Consider the following 16734-nt stretch of genomic DNA (forward strand, 5'->3'; position numbering starts at 1 on the left):
GTGCGGGGCGCGATCGACGCGCCGTCCAACCGGCTGTGGCTGGTCAAATGGTGCGTCCTTGCGGTGCCGCACTATCCGATATTGATCGGTCTCTACCTGCTGTATCCGTTGGTCACCCTCGCCGCGGGCTTCGCCATCTTGTTCACCGGCCGCTATCCGCGTGCCCTGTTCGATTTCAACGTGGGGGTGCTGCGCTGGTCGTGGCGCGTGATGAATTACCGGTTCCCGATGAACACCACCGACCAGTACCCGCCGTTCAGCCTCAAGCCCCAGGCGGACTATCCGGGGGACCTCGAGGTCGACTATCCCGAACAACTCTCCCGGTGGGCGGTGCTGGTGAAGTGGTGGCTGTTGGCGCTTCCGCAGATCATCATGTGCTGGGCGCTGGAGGCACCGCTGCAAGTCCTGTGCGTCATCTCCGCGGTGCGGTTGCTGGCCAGAGGGACGGTCTCACAAGACATGTTCGACCTGCTGATGGGAATCGTGCGATGGCGCTACCGCGTCGCCGTATACGTGTCGCTGATGAGCGACGAATATCCACCGTTTCGAATGGACCTTGGAAAGCACGCTTGAAGCACCGTAACCCCCTGTTCCCGTACGTCTATCGGTTCGGAATGCCGGTATTCGACCGGCTGTTCTACCGCCGTTACCGCCGGACGGCGATGAGCCATGCGACGGGCCGGCTGCTGATGGTCGGCGTCGGGCCGGGAACCGATCTGCTGTTCCTGCCGGAGGCGGTGACGTCCGTGGCGGCCGTGGAGCCGGACGCGGTGATGCGGCGGATGGCAGGCGCCCTGGCGCGTCGCCACGGTATCGACGTCGACGTCGCCGAAGGCGCGGGCGAATCGATTCCCTTCCCGGACAGCAGTTTCGACTCGGTTCACGTCGGTCTGGTGTTGTGTTCGGTCGACGACGTGGCTGCCACCCTCGCCGAGATCCGGCGGGTGCTGGCACCCGAAGGACGCTTGGTCGTTCTCGAGCATGTCCGCGGTGAGGGATTGATGGGGCGCTTCCAGGACCTGGTGGCGAGGCCGTGGTCGTGGCTGTCGTCGGGCTGTGAGCCGAATCGCCGCACCGTCGACGCCATCGCGGCGGCCGGGTTCGACACCCGTGGGCTGCGCAGCCGACGGTGGACGCTGGTGCCGCCGCCCTGTACCCCGCATCTGCAGGGAATCGCGACTATTCGACGCTGACAGCCTCGATGATGTTGAGCCGCGCGGCGCGTCGCGCCGGTGGCAGCGACCCCAGCAGGCTGATCGCCAATGCCCCCACCGTGAAGACCAGCGCCATCACACTCGGCCGGAAGGTGACATTGAAGTTCATGATGTCGCCGCTGACGAGGCTGAACAACCACTGGTCGATCAGCCCGACAAGCAATCCCGAGATCCCGCCCACGATGCCGATGGCCGCGGCCTCGGCCAGAACCATGGCCAACGTGTAGCGACGACTCGATCCCATCGCCCGCAGGACCCCGATCTCACGGCGCCGTTCGAGCACGGACAGCGTCAGGGTGTTCAGCAGCGCGACGGCGGCGACGAACACCACGATGATCCACACCGCATTGGCGATCAGCATGCTCTGGTGCAGCGGCGCTTCGAGACCGGCCAGCGCGGTGCGGCCGTCGTAGGTGTGATTCGGCGCGGGGACGACACCCCGGATGTTCGCCAACAGGCGATGGGGATCTGTTCCCTTGGCCGCGGTGACCTGCAGCGTCGTCGACCCCGGCCGGTCGAACCACGTGCGCATCTGGTCGAGGCTCATCCCGACGCTGCCGATCACGGTGGAGAAATACGGCACCAGGGCCAGTACCTTCGCTCGCTGCGGGCCGTGCGGCGTCTGCAACTGCAGCTCATCACCGACCCGGACGTTGAGGGTCTTGCCCAGATTCTGCGAGAGCACCACGCCGCGGCCGGCGAGCACGTCGCTGCGGACATCGTCGGCGAGGGCGCGGAAGAGGGCATCGTGGCTACCGGGGGCGAATCCGTCGAGCATGACGCGGGTGCCGCCGACGACGGCGAAACCCAGGGCACCTTCGGTGACGTCACTCGCGCCGGGCACCTCGGTGACGGTCTGGGAAAGTCCCTGTGGCAGAAGGCCGGTGGGGTACTGGTCGGGTGAATTGGCGCTGACCCAGACGTCGACGTCGGCGACCGGCGCGAAGATGTCGCGAGCCGACCGGATCATGTCGTTGTTCGTACCGGTGATCACCACGGTCGTGACGACGGCGATCAGCACGGTCATCACGGTGGCCCAGACCCGGCGCGGGGCCCGTTCGACAGTCGCGGCCGCCAGCGCCCCGGCGGAGCCGAACAGGCGCGCCACCGCAGCGGTGACTGTGACGATGGGCCCGGCGAGTGCGAACCCGAGCGCGATCTGGGCGGTGAACAGGGCGGCGATCGCCACGAACGCGATCGAGCCGGGGAGATAGAACACGATCAGGATCGACGCGGCCAGCACCGCCACCGCCGCGATTCCGGTGGTGATCCGCAGCCAGCGCGGCACGTTGTCGGCAGCCGACGCCCCGACCGGAGCCAGCGCCTCGATGGGGGAGACCTTGTACACCTGCCGGGCCGCCATCGCCGACGCGGCGACACTGGTCAGGGCCGTCGCGACGATGGCCACCGGGATCGCGTAGTCGGGCAACCAGTACTCGATGCGGGCTTCAAGACCTTGAGTCATGGTCGGGGGCAGTCGCCCGATCGCCAAGCGGCCCAGCACTATTCCAAGAGCAGAGCCGATCGCGCCGCCGATCAGCCCGAGGATCGCGGCTTCGGCGAGCATGTCGCGCACGATGGTGGCGCGCCTGCCGCCGATGGCGCGCAGCATCGAGATGACCGAGCGGCGTTGAGCGATCGCCATCGTCATCGTCGTGTAGATCAGGAACGCGCCGACCACCAATGCGACGGCTGCGCCCATCAACGCCATGTAGTTCATCAACTTGACGCCATCACCGGCGCGGGCGGCCCGCAAGCTCGGTGCGGCGACGATCGCCCGGCCGTTCACTGCCGCGGTGACCTGGTCGCGGACCTTGTCGAGATCGGCGCCCGGGGTCGTGGTGATCAGGATCGAGTCGAGCTGTCCTTGTCTCCCGGTGACGTTCTGCGCCAACGGGAGTGGAGCCAACACGTAGTGGCCGCCATTGAGGTCCGCGAGTTGCTTGCCCTCGAGGACCTCCGAGACGGTCACCGACCCCGAGCCGAGCTGGAACGTCTCGCCCTTCGCGTGGCCGACAGCGGGCCCGACGCGGACGCCCTCCGCCGCTGTCGGGGCCTGAACCTGCACTCCGACCGCATCTTTGAGGGCACCTTCCAAGGCGCGGCTGCGGTCGTCGGCGCCGAACAGCAGTACCGGCTCCGTCGCGGTGGGCGCGGTCATCCGGATCATCGGGGCGGCGGTGGCGACGCCGGGAACCTTGGCCACGTCGGCAAGGACAGATTCGGGGAACCCCGCGTCGGTGACGCCCGAGACTTCGAGCGCGGCGATGCCCGCGACGCCGTCCGCGAGCCGATTGACCGATCCGGTGATCGACCCGAAGATGCCGAGGATCGCGACGAGATACATTGCCGACACGGCCATTACGGCGATCGAGGCGAGGGTGCGCCGCCGGTGCACAGTGAGTTCGCGCAGGCTGAACACTCGGAGCCGACTGGCCGCGGCCGCGAGTCTCACCCGGGCACCACCGACATCTCGTCGGAGCCCAGGCGCCCGTCCTGCAGGGTGATCACCCGATCGGTGGCCGCCGCCGCATCGGCATTGTGGGTCACCATCACCACCAGCCGGCCCAGGCCCTCCTCGTGGGCGACCTCGCCCAGCAGCGTCAAGATCGCCGCACCCGTCGTCGAATCGAGGTTGCCGGTCGGTTCGTCGGCGAGGATCAGCGGCGGGTCCATCATCATGGCCCGGGCCACCGCGACGCGTTGCATCTGGCCGCCGGACAGCTCGGATGGCCGGTGCTCGGTCCGGTTACCCAGACCGACGCGGTCCAACAGTTCCACGGCCTGCGGTTTGACCTTGCCGAGCCGGACCCCGTCGAGCAATTTGGGGACAGCCACGTTTTCCCACGCCGACAGGGTGGGCAGCAGGTTGAAGAACTGGAAGACGAAGCCCACCCGGTGGTGCCGGAACGCCGACTGCTGCTCGTCACCCAAGCGGCCGATCTCCTCGCCGTCGAAGGTGATCGACCCGGAATCGGGGGAGTCCAGCGCGCCGAGCAGGTGCAGCAGGGTGCTCTTACCTGCGCCGGAGGGGCCGATGATCGACACGAACTGACCGCCGTTGAGTCGGAGGCTGATCTCGTCGAGGGCGCGGACTATCTGACCGCCGACCTTGTACTCGCGGACCACGTCGCGCAGTTCGATGGCCAGTTCGGGCATCGCAGCCTCCCGGGAGTCGGGATATCCGCAGCCTACGCCGGGCGGTGTCGCCGATCTGGCCTTATTGCGGCCTCATCTGCTTCCGCCATGTCGACGCCGCCGTTATCGACACCAGGGTCGCGCTGCCGCGATTTTCACGACCCAGGCGTAGAAACCGGCGTCACTGTGGCGACGAAGCGTGCCTTCTGATCGGTGACCGGGATGATGCGGGGCTCGGAGAGCTGGTAGCGCCGTCCGCGATGCACCACTTCGGCTGCTCCCGCGGCGCGGACATTGCGGACCCAATCGGAGTGCTCGCCGTAGTTCAGCACGACCGAGACGGACTTGTTGTCGACGAACGCCATGACCGGGGTCCGGTATGGCTTGCCCGACTTGCGGCCGGTGTGCTCGATGACAGCCATGTAGGGCAGCCACGGCGCCCAAAGCCGCTGCAGTGGATTGGTGACGTACTTGTTGAAGCGGGCGATCACGCGCATTGCCCGTGGCCCGAGGGTTGCCGCGATGCGTTCGGCAACTACGGCAATCGAATTGGCGATACTGCTCGGCATATGCGGCCCCCGTCGCTGTCCCATCCCTGGGACACATTCAACCAAATCTGCGCTACTCGCTCTGCGCGGGTCGTAGTTCCGCTGGCGGGCCCGTCATCCCCGGGGAATATGCGTATGTCCGACCCAGTTGCAGCACCGCATGGCTGAAATCATGCGCCGGTGGGAGATGGACGGAATCGGCCGAGACGCGCTCCGGTTGCGTGAGGTGGCCGTCCCGCAACCGGGCCCCGAAGAAGTCCTGATCAAGGTTGCGGCGGTTGCGTTGAACCATCGCGACAAGATGGTGATCGAAACCGGGCGCGGCCTGGCCCTGGAGTTCCCCTTCACACCGGGGTCCGATCTCGCCGGCACCGTCGTCGCGGTCGGAGATTCGGTGACCCGATTCGCCGTGGAGGATCAGGTGATCTCGGTGTTCACCCCGGACTGGCTCGATGGCGCCCGGCCGGGCAACGCACGGACGCCTTCGTACTGGACGCTCGGCGGCTTCTACCCCGGGGTGCTCGCTGAATACGTAGCGCTTCCGCAGGATTGGGTTGTTCGAGCTCCACGGACCCTCTCGGCGGCAGAGGCCAGCACGCTGCCGGTCGCCGGGCTCACGGCGTGGTTCGCGCTGGTCGAACGGGGGCACGTGCGGGCCGGCGATGTTGTGCTGGTCGAAGGTACCGGCGGCGTCGCGTTGTTCGGAGTGCAGATCGCGAAGATGCACGGCGCGAGCGTCATCGTGTCGGGCAGTGCGGACAAACTGGAGCGGGTCGCACTGCTGGGCGCCGACCACGTCGTGGATCGGCGGAGCGCGGACTGGGCCGAAACCATCCTGGACCTGACCGGCGACCACGGCGTGGACCATGTGCTGGAGCTCGTCGGGGGCGTTCATCTCGGCAAGGCGGCCCAAGTCGCCGCGGTCGGTGGCCACATTCATCTGATCGGCGCGCTCGACGGGTTCGAGGTATCGACGCCCGTCATGCCAATTCTGATGAAAGACATCACGATTCACGGTATCGGCACCGGGCATCGGCGCGCACTCAGCGAATTGGTCAGCGCCATCGACAGCACGGAGACGAAACCCGTGATCGGTGCGCGCTATCCGTTCCACGATCTGCCGGCGGCGCTGGACCACCTCGATCGCGGCCCGTTCGGCAAGATCGTCGTCGAGGTGGGGTGATCGAGAACGCGGGTCGTGCTGAGGGCGGTCTGATGACGACGAGTCGGCCTGAAATATGCTCTCGTGCGACGCCCCCATAGCCCAATTGGCAGAGGCAGCGGACTTAAAATCCGCCAAGTGTCGGTTCGAGTCCGACTGGGGGCACCAGGTCAGAGCAATTTTAGGTAACCCTTACTGTACTCGTCGCTGTACACGATGCGTAGGTCGTGTGCAGTACGTGTACACCTAGCGGGCCTACCGCATCCAACTTCGGATGGCCACGCGCTGCAAGCGGTGAGCAGTCACAGGGTCATACGCCACTGCAGCTTCGGTGGAGATCAGTTGATTGAGCTTCTGGTAGTAGCGGACCGGTGTGAGGCCGAGACCTCGGATAGCGTCCTCTTTGCCGCCGACCGTGGCGAACCACTCACGCTCAAGATCCAGAATGGCGCGCTGTTGGTCGGTCAGGGAATCCATAGCCACTCATCTCCGAACTCGTGTTCCAACGCTGCTGTCTCAATCGGGTCGAGAGTGGCCAGCCGAACCTCGACAGTGTGCCTGTCGACCCAGAGTTCTTCGGCGAGCGCGTCGGGATCCCGGGTGGCCCTGAGTGTGCGTGCAAGGTCAGGCAATGAGATGAGCCGACGGGCGGCGAGCTCATCAACGATGCGTTCCTCGCGCTCGCGGTGCTCGGGTGTTGGGAGTCCGCGTTGGATGTGTTGCAGCTCGTGTGTGAGCACTGAGCGTCTTTCGGCTTGAGTTAGCGTCGAGCAGAGCCAGATGGTGTTACCGCGCCAGAGCCCAGCAACACGCTTGGGTAACCGGTGCTCGCAGCTCACCACGATGTGCGGATAGTGCTCGCCTACCCATCGCCACGGATTCCAGGACACTCACAGGAACCTAGGGGTGGGGTCCGACAAAAACGACGCTGACCAGTAATTACACCGATGAAACTCAGTTGCTGAAATCGTCGTCATCCTCTTCATCGGACCGCTTCCGTCGAGTCGATGCGGCTGCCTGTTCATCGATCACAGCAGGGGGCGGATCACCCTTGCCCCAGTGCGGCAGGCGAACAACCCCACCCTCCTCCTTGATTTGCTGGGCTTCCGGCGATGTTGCCGATTCCGACGCAGTTTCCAAGTCATCCTTCTTCTCCTTTGTTGCGAACACTGGCGTTAGCGGTGGGAATAGGTCCGGGTCGGGGAACGTGCCCTCGCGAGGCAGTGGGTTCGGCCGGGCATAATCGGGGAGCTGTTCGCTCTCATTTGTGTAGCCGTCCGCTACCCAGCGTTCCTCGACTCCAAGTTGGAGCTCGTTTACGCGTGCACTGACGTCCAGTTGCTCAGCTCGTGGAAGCCAGTCAATCCGGGCATGCAGAGTGCGGAGCTCGTCGTCCTCGATGAATCGCGTTAGGACGGCTCGCTCTTCGTCAGTCAGATCGGCACGGTTATGAAAGAGCTTGTTGCGAGCGGACACAAGAAGTTGGCGTTCCCGGTTCGACATTGGAAGGAAGGTGTTGGGTCGGAAGGGATGTGCGCCTAGCGCGATATCGAGATGACCCAGGGTTGGCGCGTTAGGCGCGTTGCGGGGCAGCTCGGGCAGCGCTGGCGGTTTGAAGGCGGATTGGCTCTGCAAGTCGTCATAGATCTCACCCACTCGCTGCTTCACCTCGCGGAACTCACGGTCCTTCTCGTATAAGACCGCAAGCTCGTCGGCGGCATCCTCACGTCCAACTTCCTGGAGTTGGCCCGGCGTCGCTCCGACTACTCGCGCCATGCGCGCGAGCGTGTCCGCCGGGGCGATGCTTTCAACGAACGTTTCCTTGGATACCTGGTTGTACCCCTTTGCGATCTGTCGCCACCGCCCCTCGCTTATGCCGGCCATCGTTGCGGCCCTGCGAACTGACAGCTTCGGCCGCACAGCTTGACGAAGCTCTTCGATCAGCTTCGCCTCTGGTGTCTGGGTGGGTATCTGCACAGGTCAACCTTGCTACGCGCAGAGGTGCGAAGTCCACTTTTCGCACCTTCGAGACAGTTCGCAGTTACACGCATGTAATTTTCGAACACGGCAGGTCAGGGCCCAAAAGTAACCATGGAGCGAAGAGGTTGTTGCATTACGCACCTTGACGCAGTACCTTGATGCGTACCGGGTTCTCCCGGTTCCACTCAAGGAGACAGCCAGTGAGCAACCTTCAGCTCTTCAGTAACGGCGAGTTTGAACTCCCATTCATCCCGGACGGTGACGGGTTTCGGGTCCATGGCGGCATCGTGGCTCGCCAGCTCGCATTCAAGGACGCATCGAACATGGTCCGCACGCTCGATGACGACGAAAAGGTCCTCGTCACCCCGGAGGAAAACCCGCTGGTCAGCACGCCCCTCAAATTTGAGGGCCGCGACGACCAGGCGCTTTACGGAGCCGCCGCCAACCAAGGAGTCTGGTATCTGACCGAGGCTGGTTTCTACCGAATCGTCGGGCAGCGCAACGTCAACGCGATCCGCGACGAGAAGGTCCGCACGTTCGTCGCCAAGTTCCAGCGCTGGGTCTTCCATGAAGTGCTCCCACAGATGTTGCGCACCGGCCAGGCCAGCGAAGCGCTCTTCATCGGCACAACCTGGTCGTGGGACGACGTTGCCGCTGAGATACGTCAGCGCTACGGCCTGGACTACAAGCCGTCTGAGGTCACTCGTGCGCTTCGTGCGGCCGGCTGGCTTAAGGCCGGAGGTACCACGCCGAAGCATGAGCACCGGTGGAAGTTCTGGCACACCGGCACCGCGTACCACCTGTTCCCGCACGTGCTTCCCGAACTGGTCGCCGCATTGGTTCCGGTCATGCAGGAGATCGGTGATCCGCAGGCCAATCAGTGCCAGCTGAGCTTCATGCCCGCACTCAAGGGGCTACCAGGCGGTGAATCGTAATGGGCACCAAGCGAATCAGTGAGTACGGCGTCTGGGACCAACTCCGGGTGCTCCGCACCAAGGACGGCCAGTCGTTGGCCGAGTTGTCTAGGAACTCGGGCGTCTCCCTCGGCTATCTGTCCGATCTTGAAGGCGGGCACCGCTGGCCGAACCCAACTCAAGTAAAGAAGATCGCCACCGCACTGCACGTGCCCATGTCGGTACTCGAACGCACCCGCACCGCTGACAGTGACGGACACAGCATCGCCCTCCGCGAGCTGATCCGCGACGTCGTGCGCGAGGTGTTGAACGAACGCTCCGGATCAAACACCGCCGCATAAAGAAAGCCCCCACCCGGCAAGGGGTGGGGGCCGTCCGACAGAGAGGAACAGTCTCCATGTCAGATCTACAGATTACCAACGGTGACCAGTCGCCGTTCGACGCCATCAGGCGGGCGCGGCCCGACGGTTCCGAATTCTGGTCGGCCCGCGACCTCATGCCGCTCATGGGCTACGGCACATGGGAGCGGTTTAGGAACCCGCTTGACCGCGCGATGGCGTCAGCGCGGAATCAGCTCGACGATGTGTCGCAAGATTTTCGCCGATCTGCGAAAAACTCTGCCACCAAGCCAATGGTGGACTTCGAACTGTCTCGGTTTGCGGCCTACCTCGTGGCTATGAACGGTGACCCGAACAAGCCTGAGGTGGCGGCCGCCCAGGCCTACTTCGCGATCCGCACCCGAGAATCCGAGACCGCCGCCTATCGCGACGCCTTAGCCTCGATCCACCGATGTATCGGCTGGTCGCAGGGTGTCGGAATGAGGAAAGTGCCCTTTGAACTGGGAAGATTGGTGTTCTCGACGCACTAATCAGTCCAGGTCAGAAAGGCACTTCCGGTGAAAGTGTCCCATAGTTTCGCTGTGTCGTCGGCGGTCTTCGATGATGACCATCTCGTGTCCTGTGCTGGATTGGTCCCGGTGATGACCCTGGCGGCCCAGACTGCCTTGCCGCAGCTATTACGTGACAAGGTGGTCATTGCCGAGCCGAGGATCAAGTCCGGGGCGGCCAACCCGGCACCGAAGCTGAGCACAGTCATCGCGGGCATGTGTGCCGGTGCGGACTGCATTGACGATCTCGACCTGGTGCGGGCAGGTGGGATGAAGACACTGTTCGGCGGCGTGTATGCACCCTCGACCATCGGAACTTTGTTGCGCGAGTTTACTTTCGGACACGCCCGCCAGCTCGAATCGGTTTTGCGCGAGCACCTGGCCGGACTCTGCGCGCGGGTCGATCTGTTGCCTGGCGCCGACGAGCGCGCGTTCCTCGACATCGACTCACTGCTGCGTCCGGTCTATGGCCACGCCAAACAAGGTGCTTCCTACGGACACACCAAAATCGCGGGCAAGCAGATCCTGCGCAAGGGCCTGTCGCCGTTGGTCACCACGATCAGCACCGCCACGAGTGCGCCGGTGATCACCGGCGCCCGGTTGCGAGCCGGGAAGGCCAACTCCGGCAAGGGTGCGGCCCGGATGATCGCCCAAGCCGTCGCCACCGCCCGCACCGCCGGGGTCACCGGCCAGATTGTGGTGCGCGGCGATTCGGCCTACGGCAACAGCACCGTGGCCACAGCCTGCCGCCGCGCCGGTGCCCAGTTCTCGTTGGTGCTGACCAAGACCCGCGCCGTCGCTGCAGCCATCGAGTCCATCGACGAGAGCGCCTGGATTGCAGTGGAATACCCCGGAGCGGTCCGTGATCCCGACACGGGAGCCTGGATCTCCGATGCCGAAGTCGCCGAGACCACCTACACCGCCTTCACCTCCACCGACAACCCGATGACCGCCCGGTTGATCGTGCGTCGGGTCAAAGATGCCCGCTTTCCTGATGCGCTGTTTCCGGTGTGGCGGTATCACCCGTTCTTCACCGACACCGACGAACCCACCGTTGCGGCCGACATCACCCACCGCCGCCACGCGATCATCGAAACCGTGTTCGCCGACCTGATCGATGGACCCCTGGCTCACATGCCTTCGGGACGTTTCGGAGCGAACTCGGCGTGGATCCTGTGCGCCGCTATTGCCCACAACCTGCTGCGCGCCGCCGGCGTCCTGGCCGGTGGAGCCCACGCAGTCGCCCGGGGCGCCACACTGCGCCGCAAGCTCATCACCGTCCCCGCACGCCTGGTCCGACCGCAACGCCGACCCCTTCTGCACCTACCGAGCCACTGGCCCTGGGCTGACCACTGGCTTACGCTGTGGCGCAACACCATCGGCCACAGCCCACCACTCACCGCCACCACCTGACCACCTGGCCGAATAGGCCCCTACCGGAGCGCACAGGGAAAAGCTGGGCAGACCAGCGGTTACGTCACGCTCACAAGCCCACCAAACGACAACCAGCCACGGCAGACACATCAATCACTCAAGTCCACGGATCGAGGCTTAGACATCCTGGCCGATCCGCTTGGTGCGCTCGAAGCCGCGAATTGTCGCGCGTCTCAAGCCGTCACCATCGCCCGGGCTGAGCGTGTCCGCGCGGATAAGGCTGAGAAGAAGCTGGAAGTTGAGCAACGCCACCGCCGCGCGATCGAGGCCGGGGACGGTATTCACCTCACCGACTTCGGGAAGAAGTACTTCTCCGATGTCCCAGCACGCAAGTTCGATGAACACCTGTACTCGAAGGGCTGGCTGATCAATCAGCACAACACCCGGGTCCGGGCAGACGGATCCATTCGAGATGGCTACGACCACCGCAAGCCAACCGCAAAGGGTCGTCCATACATCTACGACCACGACACCGGCAACTACGGCGGCAAGCGCCGATTCCAGCCGCGGGTCCGACCGCAGAAGGAAATCGAGCTACGTGACGCCCTCGCCGCTGAGGGCCTTCCAGTCAACGAACACAGCACCGGTCTGATCACGGTGTCTCGCGACCAGTTGGAGCTGACCAAATGAACCCGATCGAAAACCTTTCTGTGACTTCGTCGTCCGGTCGACGCATGCCCAAAGTGCTCAAGAACGAGGAGACGGAAGGCGTGATTGTGATCGATCCGCCGTCTCGGCCTTGCCCCGGATGCCGAGAGGTGACGCGAGACGGTTCTGCGATCACAAAGTTGTTCATGACGTGGTGGCATCACGACTGTGCCGTCAAGTATCTGACGGGAGCCGGCCGCGATGAGGCTTGGCGCGTACTCGGGGAGCAATTGGCTGCGCGGCCGGGAGACTTCAACCGTTCTCAAACGCGCGCCATCGTTTCCAACCTGATGCGGATGTTGGAGTCGTCATGAGTGTGAAGGCGACGAGGATGCTGTACGACCGTGACGGCGCGGCGGAGCAGATTTCCACCAGCCCAAGGCGTGTCGATGAACTGAGACGCGCCGGCCTTCTCCTGGCGGTCCAGGACGGCCGCGAATGGAAGTACACCGCCGAGGATCTGCAGCGGTACGTGGATTCGTTGAAGACGTCCGCGGAGGCCTCGTGACGCGTCTGTTTGATGATGAGCCGTACGCGATTCGTGTGTTGCAGCGGGTGGATGTGGCTGCGGATGCGTTGTATCAGGCTGCGACAAAGGAATTCGATCGGGCGCAGATTGAGAAGTTGACGAGTTTGTTTGAGGGTTTCGCTGAGTCTGCGGCTGGGCAGTGGCGGGAGATTCGTCATTTCATCGAGGCTGAGCGGGTTGCGTTGGAGCGGGCCGAGGCTGCGGAACGGCTTCTGTCTCAGGCTGATGCGGAGAACGCGCGGTTGAACGCTCTCGTGCAGGAGTACGAGGCACACCGGTGCGAGGGGGCAGCATGAGCGAATTCCCCACGCTTGCAGAGGTAGTCGCCAAGCACGCGGATACTTGGATCGGCGCTAAGAGCTATCCCGTCCACGGCTTTGCTCAGCCCGGGTACCGGGTATGCACCTGCTACTGGCGTGACGGCAGTCCAGCCGCCCAGTTTTCACGGGAGTCTTTCGCCGAGCACGTTCAAGGTGAATGGCGGGAAGCCTGCACGATCACCACGGTTGAGCAGCTCGACGCGCTACCAGCCGACACGATCATCGTCGATGCCGACAACTGGGCATGGCAGAAGGACGCCAATCCCGGATCGCGCCTGTGGATTCCGTCCGCATTCAACAGCGAACTGGTCTGCGAAGACGGCCCAGAACTGCCCGCCTACGTACTCCACCATCCCGATTGGAGCAAGGCATGAGTGATGTGGCAGAGCAGGTGAAGGAAGCGATGGCGGTGTGTATCTGCCACGGCGACAACGACAACCCGGTGATGGAGATCCGTCTCAACCTTGTGGCCGAGCTCGTCGCCGAAGTCGAACGCCTGCGCAGCGCTTGCAAGACGCTCGGCGGGATCGTGGAGAGCCAATGCCAGATGGTTCTCAACATCACCGGACTGCACCACCTGGTTGATGAGACTGGTGACGGCGACTGGGGATTGATCTGGGAGAAGCTCGCGGAACTGGGTAGCGGAAGGCTGTTCGATGAGTGACGCTGCCAGGACTTTCTGCGCCAACGTCTCCGAGCTGTGCCGCGAGTTGCGTACTGCTGCTGGGACGGTGCTGACCACGTTGGGTTCGCGTTTGGAAGCTGATGCGCGCGCCCAGGTGGAGTGTGGGCCGCAGTGGTTGACCGAGTTCGAGAAGCAGCGCGACAGCCTGGAACCGCGCGCGGTGTGCGAGTTGCACGGCGCGTGGTGCGCGTTCGATCCGTCATGCGGCAACCACCTCAAAGGCTCTGCCGCCGTCAGCGCAGCGGCAGACCCGTCACCCGCCCGACCATCGCCGTCCCCGGCGAGTGCGGTTGACGAAGGCTCCGGGGGTGATAGCGACATTCTGCCGTCGCCACCCCCGGAGCGCTCAACCGTCCCGATCCGCTGGCGGGTGGGTACGTCGTACCAGCCTCGGTGCGGTGCATGTGGCTGCGATGTGGCTGGCCTGTTCCCGAATCAGATAGCCGCTGAGCGAGCGGTTTCCGATAAAGGCGGCCGGTGCAATGCCTGCTTCGCGTACCTAGACCTTGAGCCCGTGACTCCGGTGGTTGCGGGTGAATCCCCCAGGGAGGAGAGCGGGAACCCCCCAACACCGCCCTCCCTGGGGGACCTCACCGTCCACGACCTCGCGCACGCCCTGGCCGCCTCATGCGGGCTCGATCCGGCGCTGATTGATGCGCGCCTGGATCAGGTGGAGATCGAGCGCCTCGCCCGAATGTCCGACTCGGAGTTGCTGACGCGGGCTGCTACCGCTGCCGATCTGGCCGCACGTCGCTCGACGACGGTCATCGAGGCGAACGAACTGCTGAATCTCGCTGACGCACTGCGGGATCGGGCTTCCCAGTTCGCCGCGCTCGAAAACGTATACGACACCCAGTAGTACGGCGGGCCGTCATGCCCGACGACCCGCCGAAACACCGGAAACACCAACCGAAAGGAAAACCATTCCGATGCAATCCACAGAGTACAGCTACAAGATCCGGGAGTGCGGGGCCGCCGCGCTGCTGTCGTACGTCGTCGCCCCCGATGGTCGGGAGATAGTCGCCGGGAGGTGCATGGCGACCACGGTTGACGACCAGTGGGCGGTCGCCCTCACTGACGGCCGCGGCGGTAGCGCGTCAGCAGTCGCTTTGGATCGCGCTGATGCGTTGGCGCTGCTGGACTTTCACGCGGGCCTGCTGGTGCGCCTGATGAGCAGTGAGGTGTCGGCATGACCGATATCACCGCGCACGACGGCAAGTGGGGCGATTTGCCGTTGCTGAACGACGCCAACTGGGTTGCGTCGGATGAGGACACTGCGCACTGGTCGGATCTGATGTACCTGCGGGCGATCGCCGATGATCTCGAAGATCGGGGTGGGCTGGTCGACCTTGGCGCCAGTGTTGAGTTGGAGGCCGCCCTTGCCGAGTTGCGCACCGACGAGCCGGACCGCGCCGCTGAGCCGCTGAAGGCGTGGCGCTACGACGAGTGGCCGGACGAGCCTGCGCCAGGGCCGGTGGTGCACCGTCCCCGCTGGTGGCGCCGCACCCTGCACAAGCGGACCGCCAAGCGTCTCCTCGCCGCCCTGGCTATCGCCGCGCTCGTCATCGTCGGCATCGGCTACGCCACCGCCCCGGCCAAGGCCGCGCCGGGCGTGGGTTGCGAGACGATCCGCTGGGGTTTCCTCGGCAGCCAACGCCGGACGGTGTGCGACACCCCGCGCCGCCCGGACGGCTCGTGGACGCGGGCGCGTGAGGTGTGGGTACCCGCCGGTTGGGTGCCGGGCTGGTGCTCGCGGTATTCGTGCACGTCGGGCTACTACAACGCGGGCGGCACCGTGGCCTACGAGGAATACCCCGTCACCGACGAAACAGTCCTGCCCGACGAACCGGGTTGGCTGCCAACAGGATCGGTGGTCATCCGATGAGCATCATCATTCGGTGGAGCGCAACCCTTCCCCGTGACGGATCGATTGAGGTTTCCGGCCGTGAGCTCGACATCATGGTGGCGAACGGTGTTGATGTCACCGACGAATTCGACGTAGCCGAGTTCTACAAGTCGCATCTCGGCAAAGAAGTTGACGGCTACTACTTTCCGGACGCTGGCCACATCTTCGATGACTGGGAAACCCAGTACGACGACGATATCGAGTTCGAGGATTGGTCACCCGAGGGCGAGGCACCGGACCAGTACTGGCCAGAGCTGACCGAGGACGGTGCCTGATGAGTAAGCGCCAACTCATTGTCGTGGACCTGGAGACCACCGGGCTCAACACCGCTACCTGCTGGCCGCTGGAGGTCGCGGCAATCAACACCGCAACCGGGCACGAGATCAGGTTCAACCCGTTCGTCACACGAAGTGCGCTCGGAGAAGCCGACTTTCAAGCCCTGCAGGTGAACCGGTACTACGAGCGCGGCTCATGGGAAGACATGCTCGCCAGCGCGGCGGAAAACCACGTCGCGTACCAGGAACTCGAGAAGATGCTGACCGGCAACACCCTCGGCGGCTCCAATCCTCGGTTCGATGCTGCGGTCCTGGCCCGGCTCATGGGCGAGGTGTGGCACCACCGGCTGGCCGACCTTTCCGCCTACGCAGCGCCAGCAATGGGACTCGGCCCCGACGAGCTTCCGGGGCTGGCCAAGGTCTGCGAGCACTTCGGCATCACTAACTACGACGAGCATTCGGCATACGGCGATGCGACGGCCACGGCCTCATGCTTCCGGGCCGCGCGGGAGTGGTACCTCGACCGCGGCAGCAAGGCCCCCGTTGTTCCGATCGATCAGGTGGTGACCCGATGAATCACCTACTCCGCTGCCCTGCGTGCGGCCCGTTCGGCATCCGTGGCCGGGCGCGTAACCGCCGCGCCGCCGACGCCGCGCTGGTCCGGTTCTGGGCGCAGTTGGCCGCCGAGGTCCGCAGCTCCCAGCCGAGCATCACCGTCTATGACAGGAAGTTTCGCCAGGTCGGTGACCCGGTGACGTTCGACGAGCTCGTGGAGGCCGGCATCGGGGTGAGGTTCGCATGATCTGCATTCCCGCCCAGATACTCGGGTTCCTCACCGTAATGGCCCCCGTGGTGTTCACCGCCATCGGGTTCGCGCTCGGCCAGCACTGGGGGAACCGCCAATGACGCCGCGTCTGCTCGCCTACATCGCCGCTGCCGCACTCGGATTCGCGCTCGCCTCACTCGTCGTCGGCACACCCACCATGTTCGGCACCGCGCTGGCCTGCTCGATGGGATTCGGGATCGGGGCCGACCTGATGCGGAGGTGTGAACGGTGAGCGCCGCGAAATGCGTACGCTGCGGCCGCTACTGGTC

26 protein-coding genes and 1 tRNA gene are annotated in these 16734 nt (G+C 64.6%); 20 read left to right on the forward strand and 7 right to left on the reverse strand.

The window, feature by feature from the left end; all coding sequences use genetic code 11:
- Together ACNQR1_RS10220 and ACNQR1_RS10225 are read left to right on the forward strand one after the other, a co-directional pair.
- Complete coding sequence (locus ACNQR1_RS10220) at positions 1-573, forward strand: DUF4389 domain-containing protein (RefSeq protein ID WP_418050334.1); 573 nt, start codon at positions 1-3, stop codon at positions 571-573.
- Complete coding sequence (locus tag ACNQR1_RS10225) at positions 570-1193, forward strand: class I SAM-dependent methyltransferase (RefSeq protein WP_418045758.1); 624 nt, start codon at positions 570-572, stop codon at positions 1191-1193. The genes ACNQR1_RS10220 and ACNQR1_RS10225 overlap by 4 nt, the downstream gene beginning before the upstream one ends.
- On the opposite strand, the gene ACNQR1_RS10230 is transcribed toward ACNQR1_RS10225, so the two are convergent.
- The 3 genes from ACNQR1_RS10230 to ACNQR1_RS10240 all read right to left on the reverse strand — a co-directional run bounded on the left by ACNQR1_RS10230 (position 1180) and on the right by ACNQR1_RS10240 (position 4921).
- Positions 1180-3576 (reverse strand): FtsX-like permease family protein, encoded by a 2397-nt coding sequence (locus ACNQR1_RS10230; protein ID WP_418050335.1) that lies wholly within the window; start codon positions 3574-3576, stop codon positions 1180-1182. The two genes, ACNQR1_RS10225 and ACNQR1_RS10230, sit on opposite strands and share 14 nt — an antisense overlap.
- A gap of 89 nt (positions 3577-3665) precedes the next feature.
- Entirely contained in the window at positions 3666-4373 is a 708-nt protein-coding gene (locus tag ACNQR1_RS10235; protein ID WP_418029618.1) for an ABC transporter ATP-binding protein, read from the reverse strand.
- Positions 4374-4507: 134 nt separating this feature from the next.
- Positions 4508-4921, reverse strand: coding sequence for a nitroreductase family deazaflavin-dependent oxidoreductase (locus tag ACNQR1_RS10240; RefSeq protein ID WP_418045760.1), 414 nt, complete (start codon positions 4919-4921; stop codon positions 4508-4510).
- A gap of 139 nt (positions 4922-5060) precedes the next feature.
- Here ACNQR1_RS10240 and ACNQR1_RS10245 point away from each other — a divergent pair, with 139 nt between their 5' ends.
- Together ACNQR1_RS10245 and ACNQR1_RS10250 are read left to right on the forward strand one after the other, a co-directional pair.
- Positions 5061-6083, forward strand: coding sequence for a zinc-dependent alcohol dehydrogenase family protein (locus ACNQR1_RS10245; protein ID WP_418045762.1), 1023 nt, complete (start codon positions 5061-5063; stop codon positions 6081-6083).
- Positions 6084-6153: 70 nt separating this feature from the next.
- A tRNA-Leu gene (locus ACNQR1_RS10250) sits at positions 6154-6230 on the forward strand.
- An 87-nt stretch (positions 6231-6317) separates the two neighbouring features.
- Here ACNQR1_RS10250 and ACNQR1_RS10255 read toward each other — a convergent pair.
- From ACNQR1_RS10255 to ACNQR1_RS10265, 3 genes are all read right to left on the reverse strand, one after another.
- Positions 6318-6539 (reverse strand): DUF3263 domain-containing protein, encoded by a 222-nt coding sequence (locus ACNQR1_RS10255; protein ID WP_418045764.1) that lies wholly within the window; start codon positions 6537-6539, stop codon positions 6318-6320.
- Entirely contained in the window at positions 6527-6802 is a 276-nt protein-coding gene (locus ACNQR1_RS10260) for a hypothetical protein (RefSeq protein WP_418045766.1), read from the reverse strand. Before ACNQR1_RS10260 ends, ACNQR1_RS10255 begins: the two co-directional genes overlap by 13 nt.
- 214 nt (positions 6803-7016) lie before the next feature.
- Positions 7017-8039, reverse strand: a complete 1023-nt coding sequence (locus ACNQR1_RS10265; RefSeq protein ID WP_418045768.1) for a hypothetical protein — start codon at positions 8037-8039, stop codon at positions 7017-7019.
- A gap of 203 nt (positions 8040-8242) precedes the next feature.
- Here ACNQR1_RS10265 and ACNQR1_RS10270 point away from each other — a divergent pair, with 203 nt between their 5' ends.
- Genes ACNQR1_RS10270 through ACNQR1_RS10285 form a run of 4 tightly spaced genes read left to right on the forward strand, consistent with a single transcriptional unit; the run spans position 8243 to position 11255 of the window.
- Positions 8243-8977 (forward strand): Bro-N domain-containing protein, encoded by a 735-nt coding sequence (locus ACNQR1_RS10270; protein ID WP_418045770.1) that lies wholly within the window; start codon positions 8243-8245, stop codon positions 8975-8977.
- Positions 8977-9297: a helix-turn-helix domain-containing protein gene (locus tag ACNQR1_RS10275; protein WP_418045772.1), complete on the forward strand. Its 321-nt coding sequence runs from the start codon at positions 8977-8979 to the stop codon at positions 9295-9297. The genes ACNQR1_RS10270 and ACNQR1_RS10275 overlap by 1 nt, the downstream gene beginning before the upstream one ends.
- A gap of 56 nt (positions 9298-9353) precedes the next feature.
- Entirely contained in the window at positions 9354-9824 is a 471-nt protein-coding gene (locus ACNQR1_RS10280; protein ID WP_418045774.1) for a BRO family protein, read from the forward strand.
- A 27-nt stretch (positions 9825-9851) separates the two neighbouring features.
- Entirely contained in the window at positions 9852-11255 is a 1404-nt protein-coding gene (locus ACNQR1_RS10285; RefSeq protein WP_025997282.1) for an IS1380 family transposase, read from the forward strand.
- A 138-nt stretch (positions 11256-11393) separates the two neighbouring features.
- Here the strand turns inward: ACNQR1_RS10285 and ACNQR1_RS10290 are convergent, their stop codons facing one another.
- Positions 11394-11702 (reverse strand): hypothetical protein, encoded by a 309-nt coding sequence (locus tag ACNQR1_RS10290; protein WP_418045776.1) that lies wholly within the window; start codon positions 11700-11702, stop codon positions 11394-11396.
- 200 nt (positions 11703-11902) lie between these two features.
- Between ACNQR1_RS10290 and ACNQR1_RS10295 the strand changes: the two genes are divergently transcribed.
- The 12 genes from ACNQR1_RS10295 (at position 11903) to ACNQR1_RS10350 (ending at position 16697) form a co-directional block, all read left to right on the forward strand.
- Positions 11903-12238, forward strand: coding sequence for a hypothetical protein (locus ACNQR1_RS10295; protein WP_131811493.1), 336 nt, complete (start codon positions 11903-11905; stop codon positions 12236-12238).
- The gene (locus ACNQR1_RS10300; protein WP_064914869.1) at positions 12235-12432 is read left to right on the forward strand and encodes a hypothetical protein; all 198 of its coding nucleotides are present in this window, start codon (positions 12235-12237) and stop codon (positions 12430-12432) included. The genes ACNQR1_RS10295 and ACNQR1_RS10300 overlap by 4 nt, the downstream gene beginning before the upstream one ends.
- Positions 12429-12749, forward strand: coding sequence for a hypothetical protein (locus ACNQR1_RS10305; protein WP_418045778.1), 321 nt, complete (start codon positions 12429-12431; stop codon positions 12747-12749). The genes ACNQR1_RS10300 and ACNQR1_RS10305 overlap by 4 nt, the downstream gene beginning before the upstream one ends.
- Positions 12746-13147, forward strand: coding sequence for a hypothetical protein (locus tag ACNQR1_RS10310; protein ID WP_418045780.1), 402 nt, complete (start codon positions 12746-12748; stop codon positions 13145-13147). Before ACNQR1_RS10305 ends, ACNQR1_RS10310 begins: the two co-directional genes overlap by 4 nt.
- Entirely contained in the window at positions 13144-13437 is a 294-nt protein-coding gene (locus ACNQR1_RS10315) for a hypothetical protein (RefSeq protein WP_418045782.1), read from the forward strand. Before ACNQR1_RS10310 ends, ACNQR1_RS10315 begins: the two co-directional genes overlap by 4 nt.
- A complete protein-coding gene (locus ACNQR1_RS10320) occupies positions 13430-14317 on the forward strand; it encodes a hypothetical protein (protein WP_418045784.1) in 888 nt (295 codons plus the stop codon). The genes ACNQR1_RS10315 and ACNQR1_RS10320 overlap by 8 nt, the downstream gene beginning before the upstream one ends.
- 70 nt (positions 14318-14387) lie before the next feature.
- The gene (locus ACNQR1_RS10325; RefSeq protein WP_418045786.1) at positions 14388-14651 is read left to right on the forward strand and encodes a hypothetical protein; all 264 of its coding nucleotides are present in this window, start codon (positions 14388-14390) and stop codon (positions 14649-14651) included.
- Positions 14648-15343 carry a hypothetical protein gene (locus ACNQR1_RS10330; RefSeq protein WP_418045788.1) on the forward strand — a complete coding sequence of 232 codons (696 nt, stop codon included), beginning with the start codon at positions 14648-14650 and terminating at the stop codon, positions 15341-15343. Before ACNQR1_RS10325 ends, ACNQR1_RS10330 begins: the two co-directional genes overlap by 4 nt.
- Positions 15340-15639, forward strand: coding sequence for a hypothetical protein (locus ACNQR1_RS10335; RefSeq protein WP_418045790.1), 300 nt, complete (start codon positions 15340-15342; stop codon positions 15637-15639). The genes ACNQR1_RS10330 and ACNQR1_RS10335 overlap by 4 nt, the downstream gene beginning before the upstream one ends.
- A complete protein-coding gene (locus ACNQR1_RS10340; protein WP_418045792.1) occupies positions 15639-16214 on the forward strand; it encodes an exonuclease domain-containing protein in 576 nt (191 codons plus the stop codon). The genes ACNQR1_RS10335 and ACNQR1_RS10340 overlap by 1 nt, the downstream gene beginning before the upstream one ends.
- Positions 16211-16441 carry a hypothetical protein gene (locus ACNQR1_RS10345; protein ID WP_418045794.1) on the forward strand — a complete coding sequence of 77 codons (231 nt, stop codon included), beginning with the start codon at positions 16211-16213 and terminating at the stop codon, positions 16439-16441. The genes ACNQR1_RS10340 and ACNQR1_RS10345 overlap by 4 nt, the downstream gene beginning before the upstream one ends.
- A gap of 100 nt (positions 16442-16541) precedes the next feature.
- Positions 16542-16697, forward strand: coding sequence for a hypothetical protein (locus ACNQR1_RS10350; protein ID WP_418045796.1), 156 nt, complete (start codon positions 16542-16544; stop codon positions 16695-16697).
- The last annotated feature ends 37 nt before the right edge of the window (positions 16698-16734 follow it).

This window comes from Mycobacterium sp. 48b, from assembly GCF_048282725.1.
Taxonomy (GTDB): Bacteria; Actinomycetota; Actinomycetes; order Mycobacteriales; family Mycobacteriaceae; genus Mycobacterium.

Coding starts and splice junctions, on each gene's coding strand:
- ACNQR1_RS10230 (WP_418050335.1), bottom strand. CDS start 3,576: ATGGCCGTGTCGGCAATGTATCTCGTCGCGATCCTCGGCATCTTCGGG.
- ACNQR1_RS10235 (WP_418029618.1), bottom strand. CDS start 4,373: ATGCCCGAACTGGCCATCGAACTGCGCGACGTGGTCCGCGAGTACAAG.
- ACNQR1_RS10240 (WP_418045760.1), bottom strand. CDS start 4,921: ATGCCGAGCAGTATCGCCAATTCGATTGCCGTAGTTGCCGAACGCATC.
- ACNQR1_RS10245 (WP_418045762.1), top strand. CDS start 5,061: ATGGCTGAAATCATGCGCCGGTGGGAGATGGACGGAATCGGCCGAGAC.
- ACNQR1_RS10255 (WP_418045764.1), bottom strand. CDS start 6,539: ATGGATTCCCTGACCGACCAACAGCGCGCCATTCTGGATCTTGAGCGT.
- ACNQR1_RS10275 (WP_418045772.1), top strand. CDS start 8,977: ATGGGCACCAAGCGAATCAGTGAGTACGGCGTCTGGGACCAACTCCGG.
- ACNQR1_RS10280 (WP_418045774.1), top strand. CDS start 9,354: ATGTCAGATCTACAGATTACCAACGGTGACCAGTCGCCGTTCGACGCC.
- ACNQR1_RS10295 (WP_131811493.1), top strand. CDS start 11,903: ATGAACCCGATCGAAAACCTTTCTGTGACTTCGTCGTCCGGTCGACGC.
- ACNQR1_RS10300 (WP_064914869.1), top strand. CDS start 12,235: ATGAGTGTGAAGGCGACGAGGATGCTGTACGACCGTGACGGCGCGGCG.
- ACNQR1_RS10310 (WP_418045780.1), top strand. CDS start 12,746: ATGAGCGAATTCCCCACGCTTGCAGAGGTAGTCGCCAAGCACGCGGAT.
- ACNQR1_RS10315 (WP_418045782.1), top strand. CDS start 13,144: ATGAGTGATGTGGCAGAGCAGGTGAAGGAAGCGATGGCGGTGTGTATC.
- ACNQR1_RS10320 (WP_418045784.1), top strand. CDS start 13,430: ATGAGTGACGCTGCCAGGACTTTCTGCGCCAACGTCTCCGAGCTGTGC.
- ACNQR1_RS10325 (WP_418045786.1), top strand. CDS start 14,388: ATGCAATCCACAGAGTACAGCTACAAGATCCGGGAGTGCGGGGCCGCC.
- ACNQR1_RS10330 (WP_418045788.1), top strand. CDS start 14,648: ATGACCGATATCACCGCGCACGACGGCAAGTGGGGCGATTTGCCGTTG.
- ACNQR1_RS10335 (WP_418045790.1), top strand. CDS start 15,340: ATGAGCATCATCATTCGGTGGAGCGCAACCCTTCCCCGTGACGGATCG.
- ACNQR1_RS10340 (WP_418045792.1), top strand. CDS start 15,639: ATGAGTAAGCGCCAACTCATTGTCGTGGACCTGGAGACCACCGGGCTC.
- ACNQR1_RS10345 (WP_418045794.1), top strand. CDS start 16,211: ATGAATCACCTACTCCGCTGCCCTGCGTGCGGCCCGTTCGGCATCCGT.
- ACNQR1_RS10350 (WP_418045796.1), top strand. CDS start 16,542: ATGACGCCGCGTCTGCTCGCCTACATCGCCGCTGCCGCACTCGGATTC.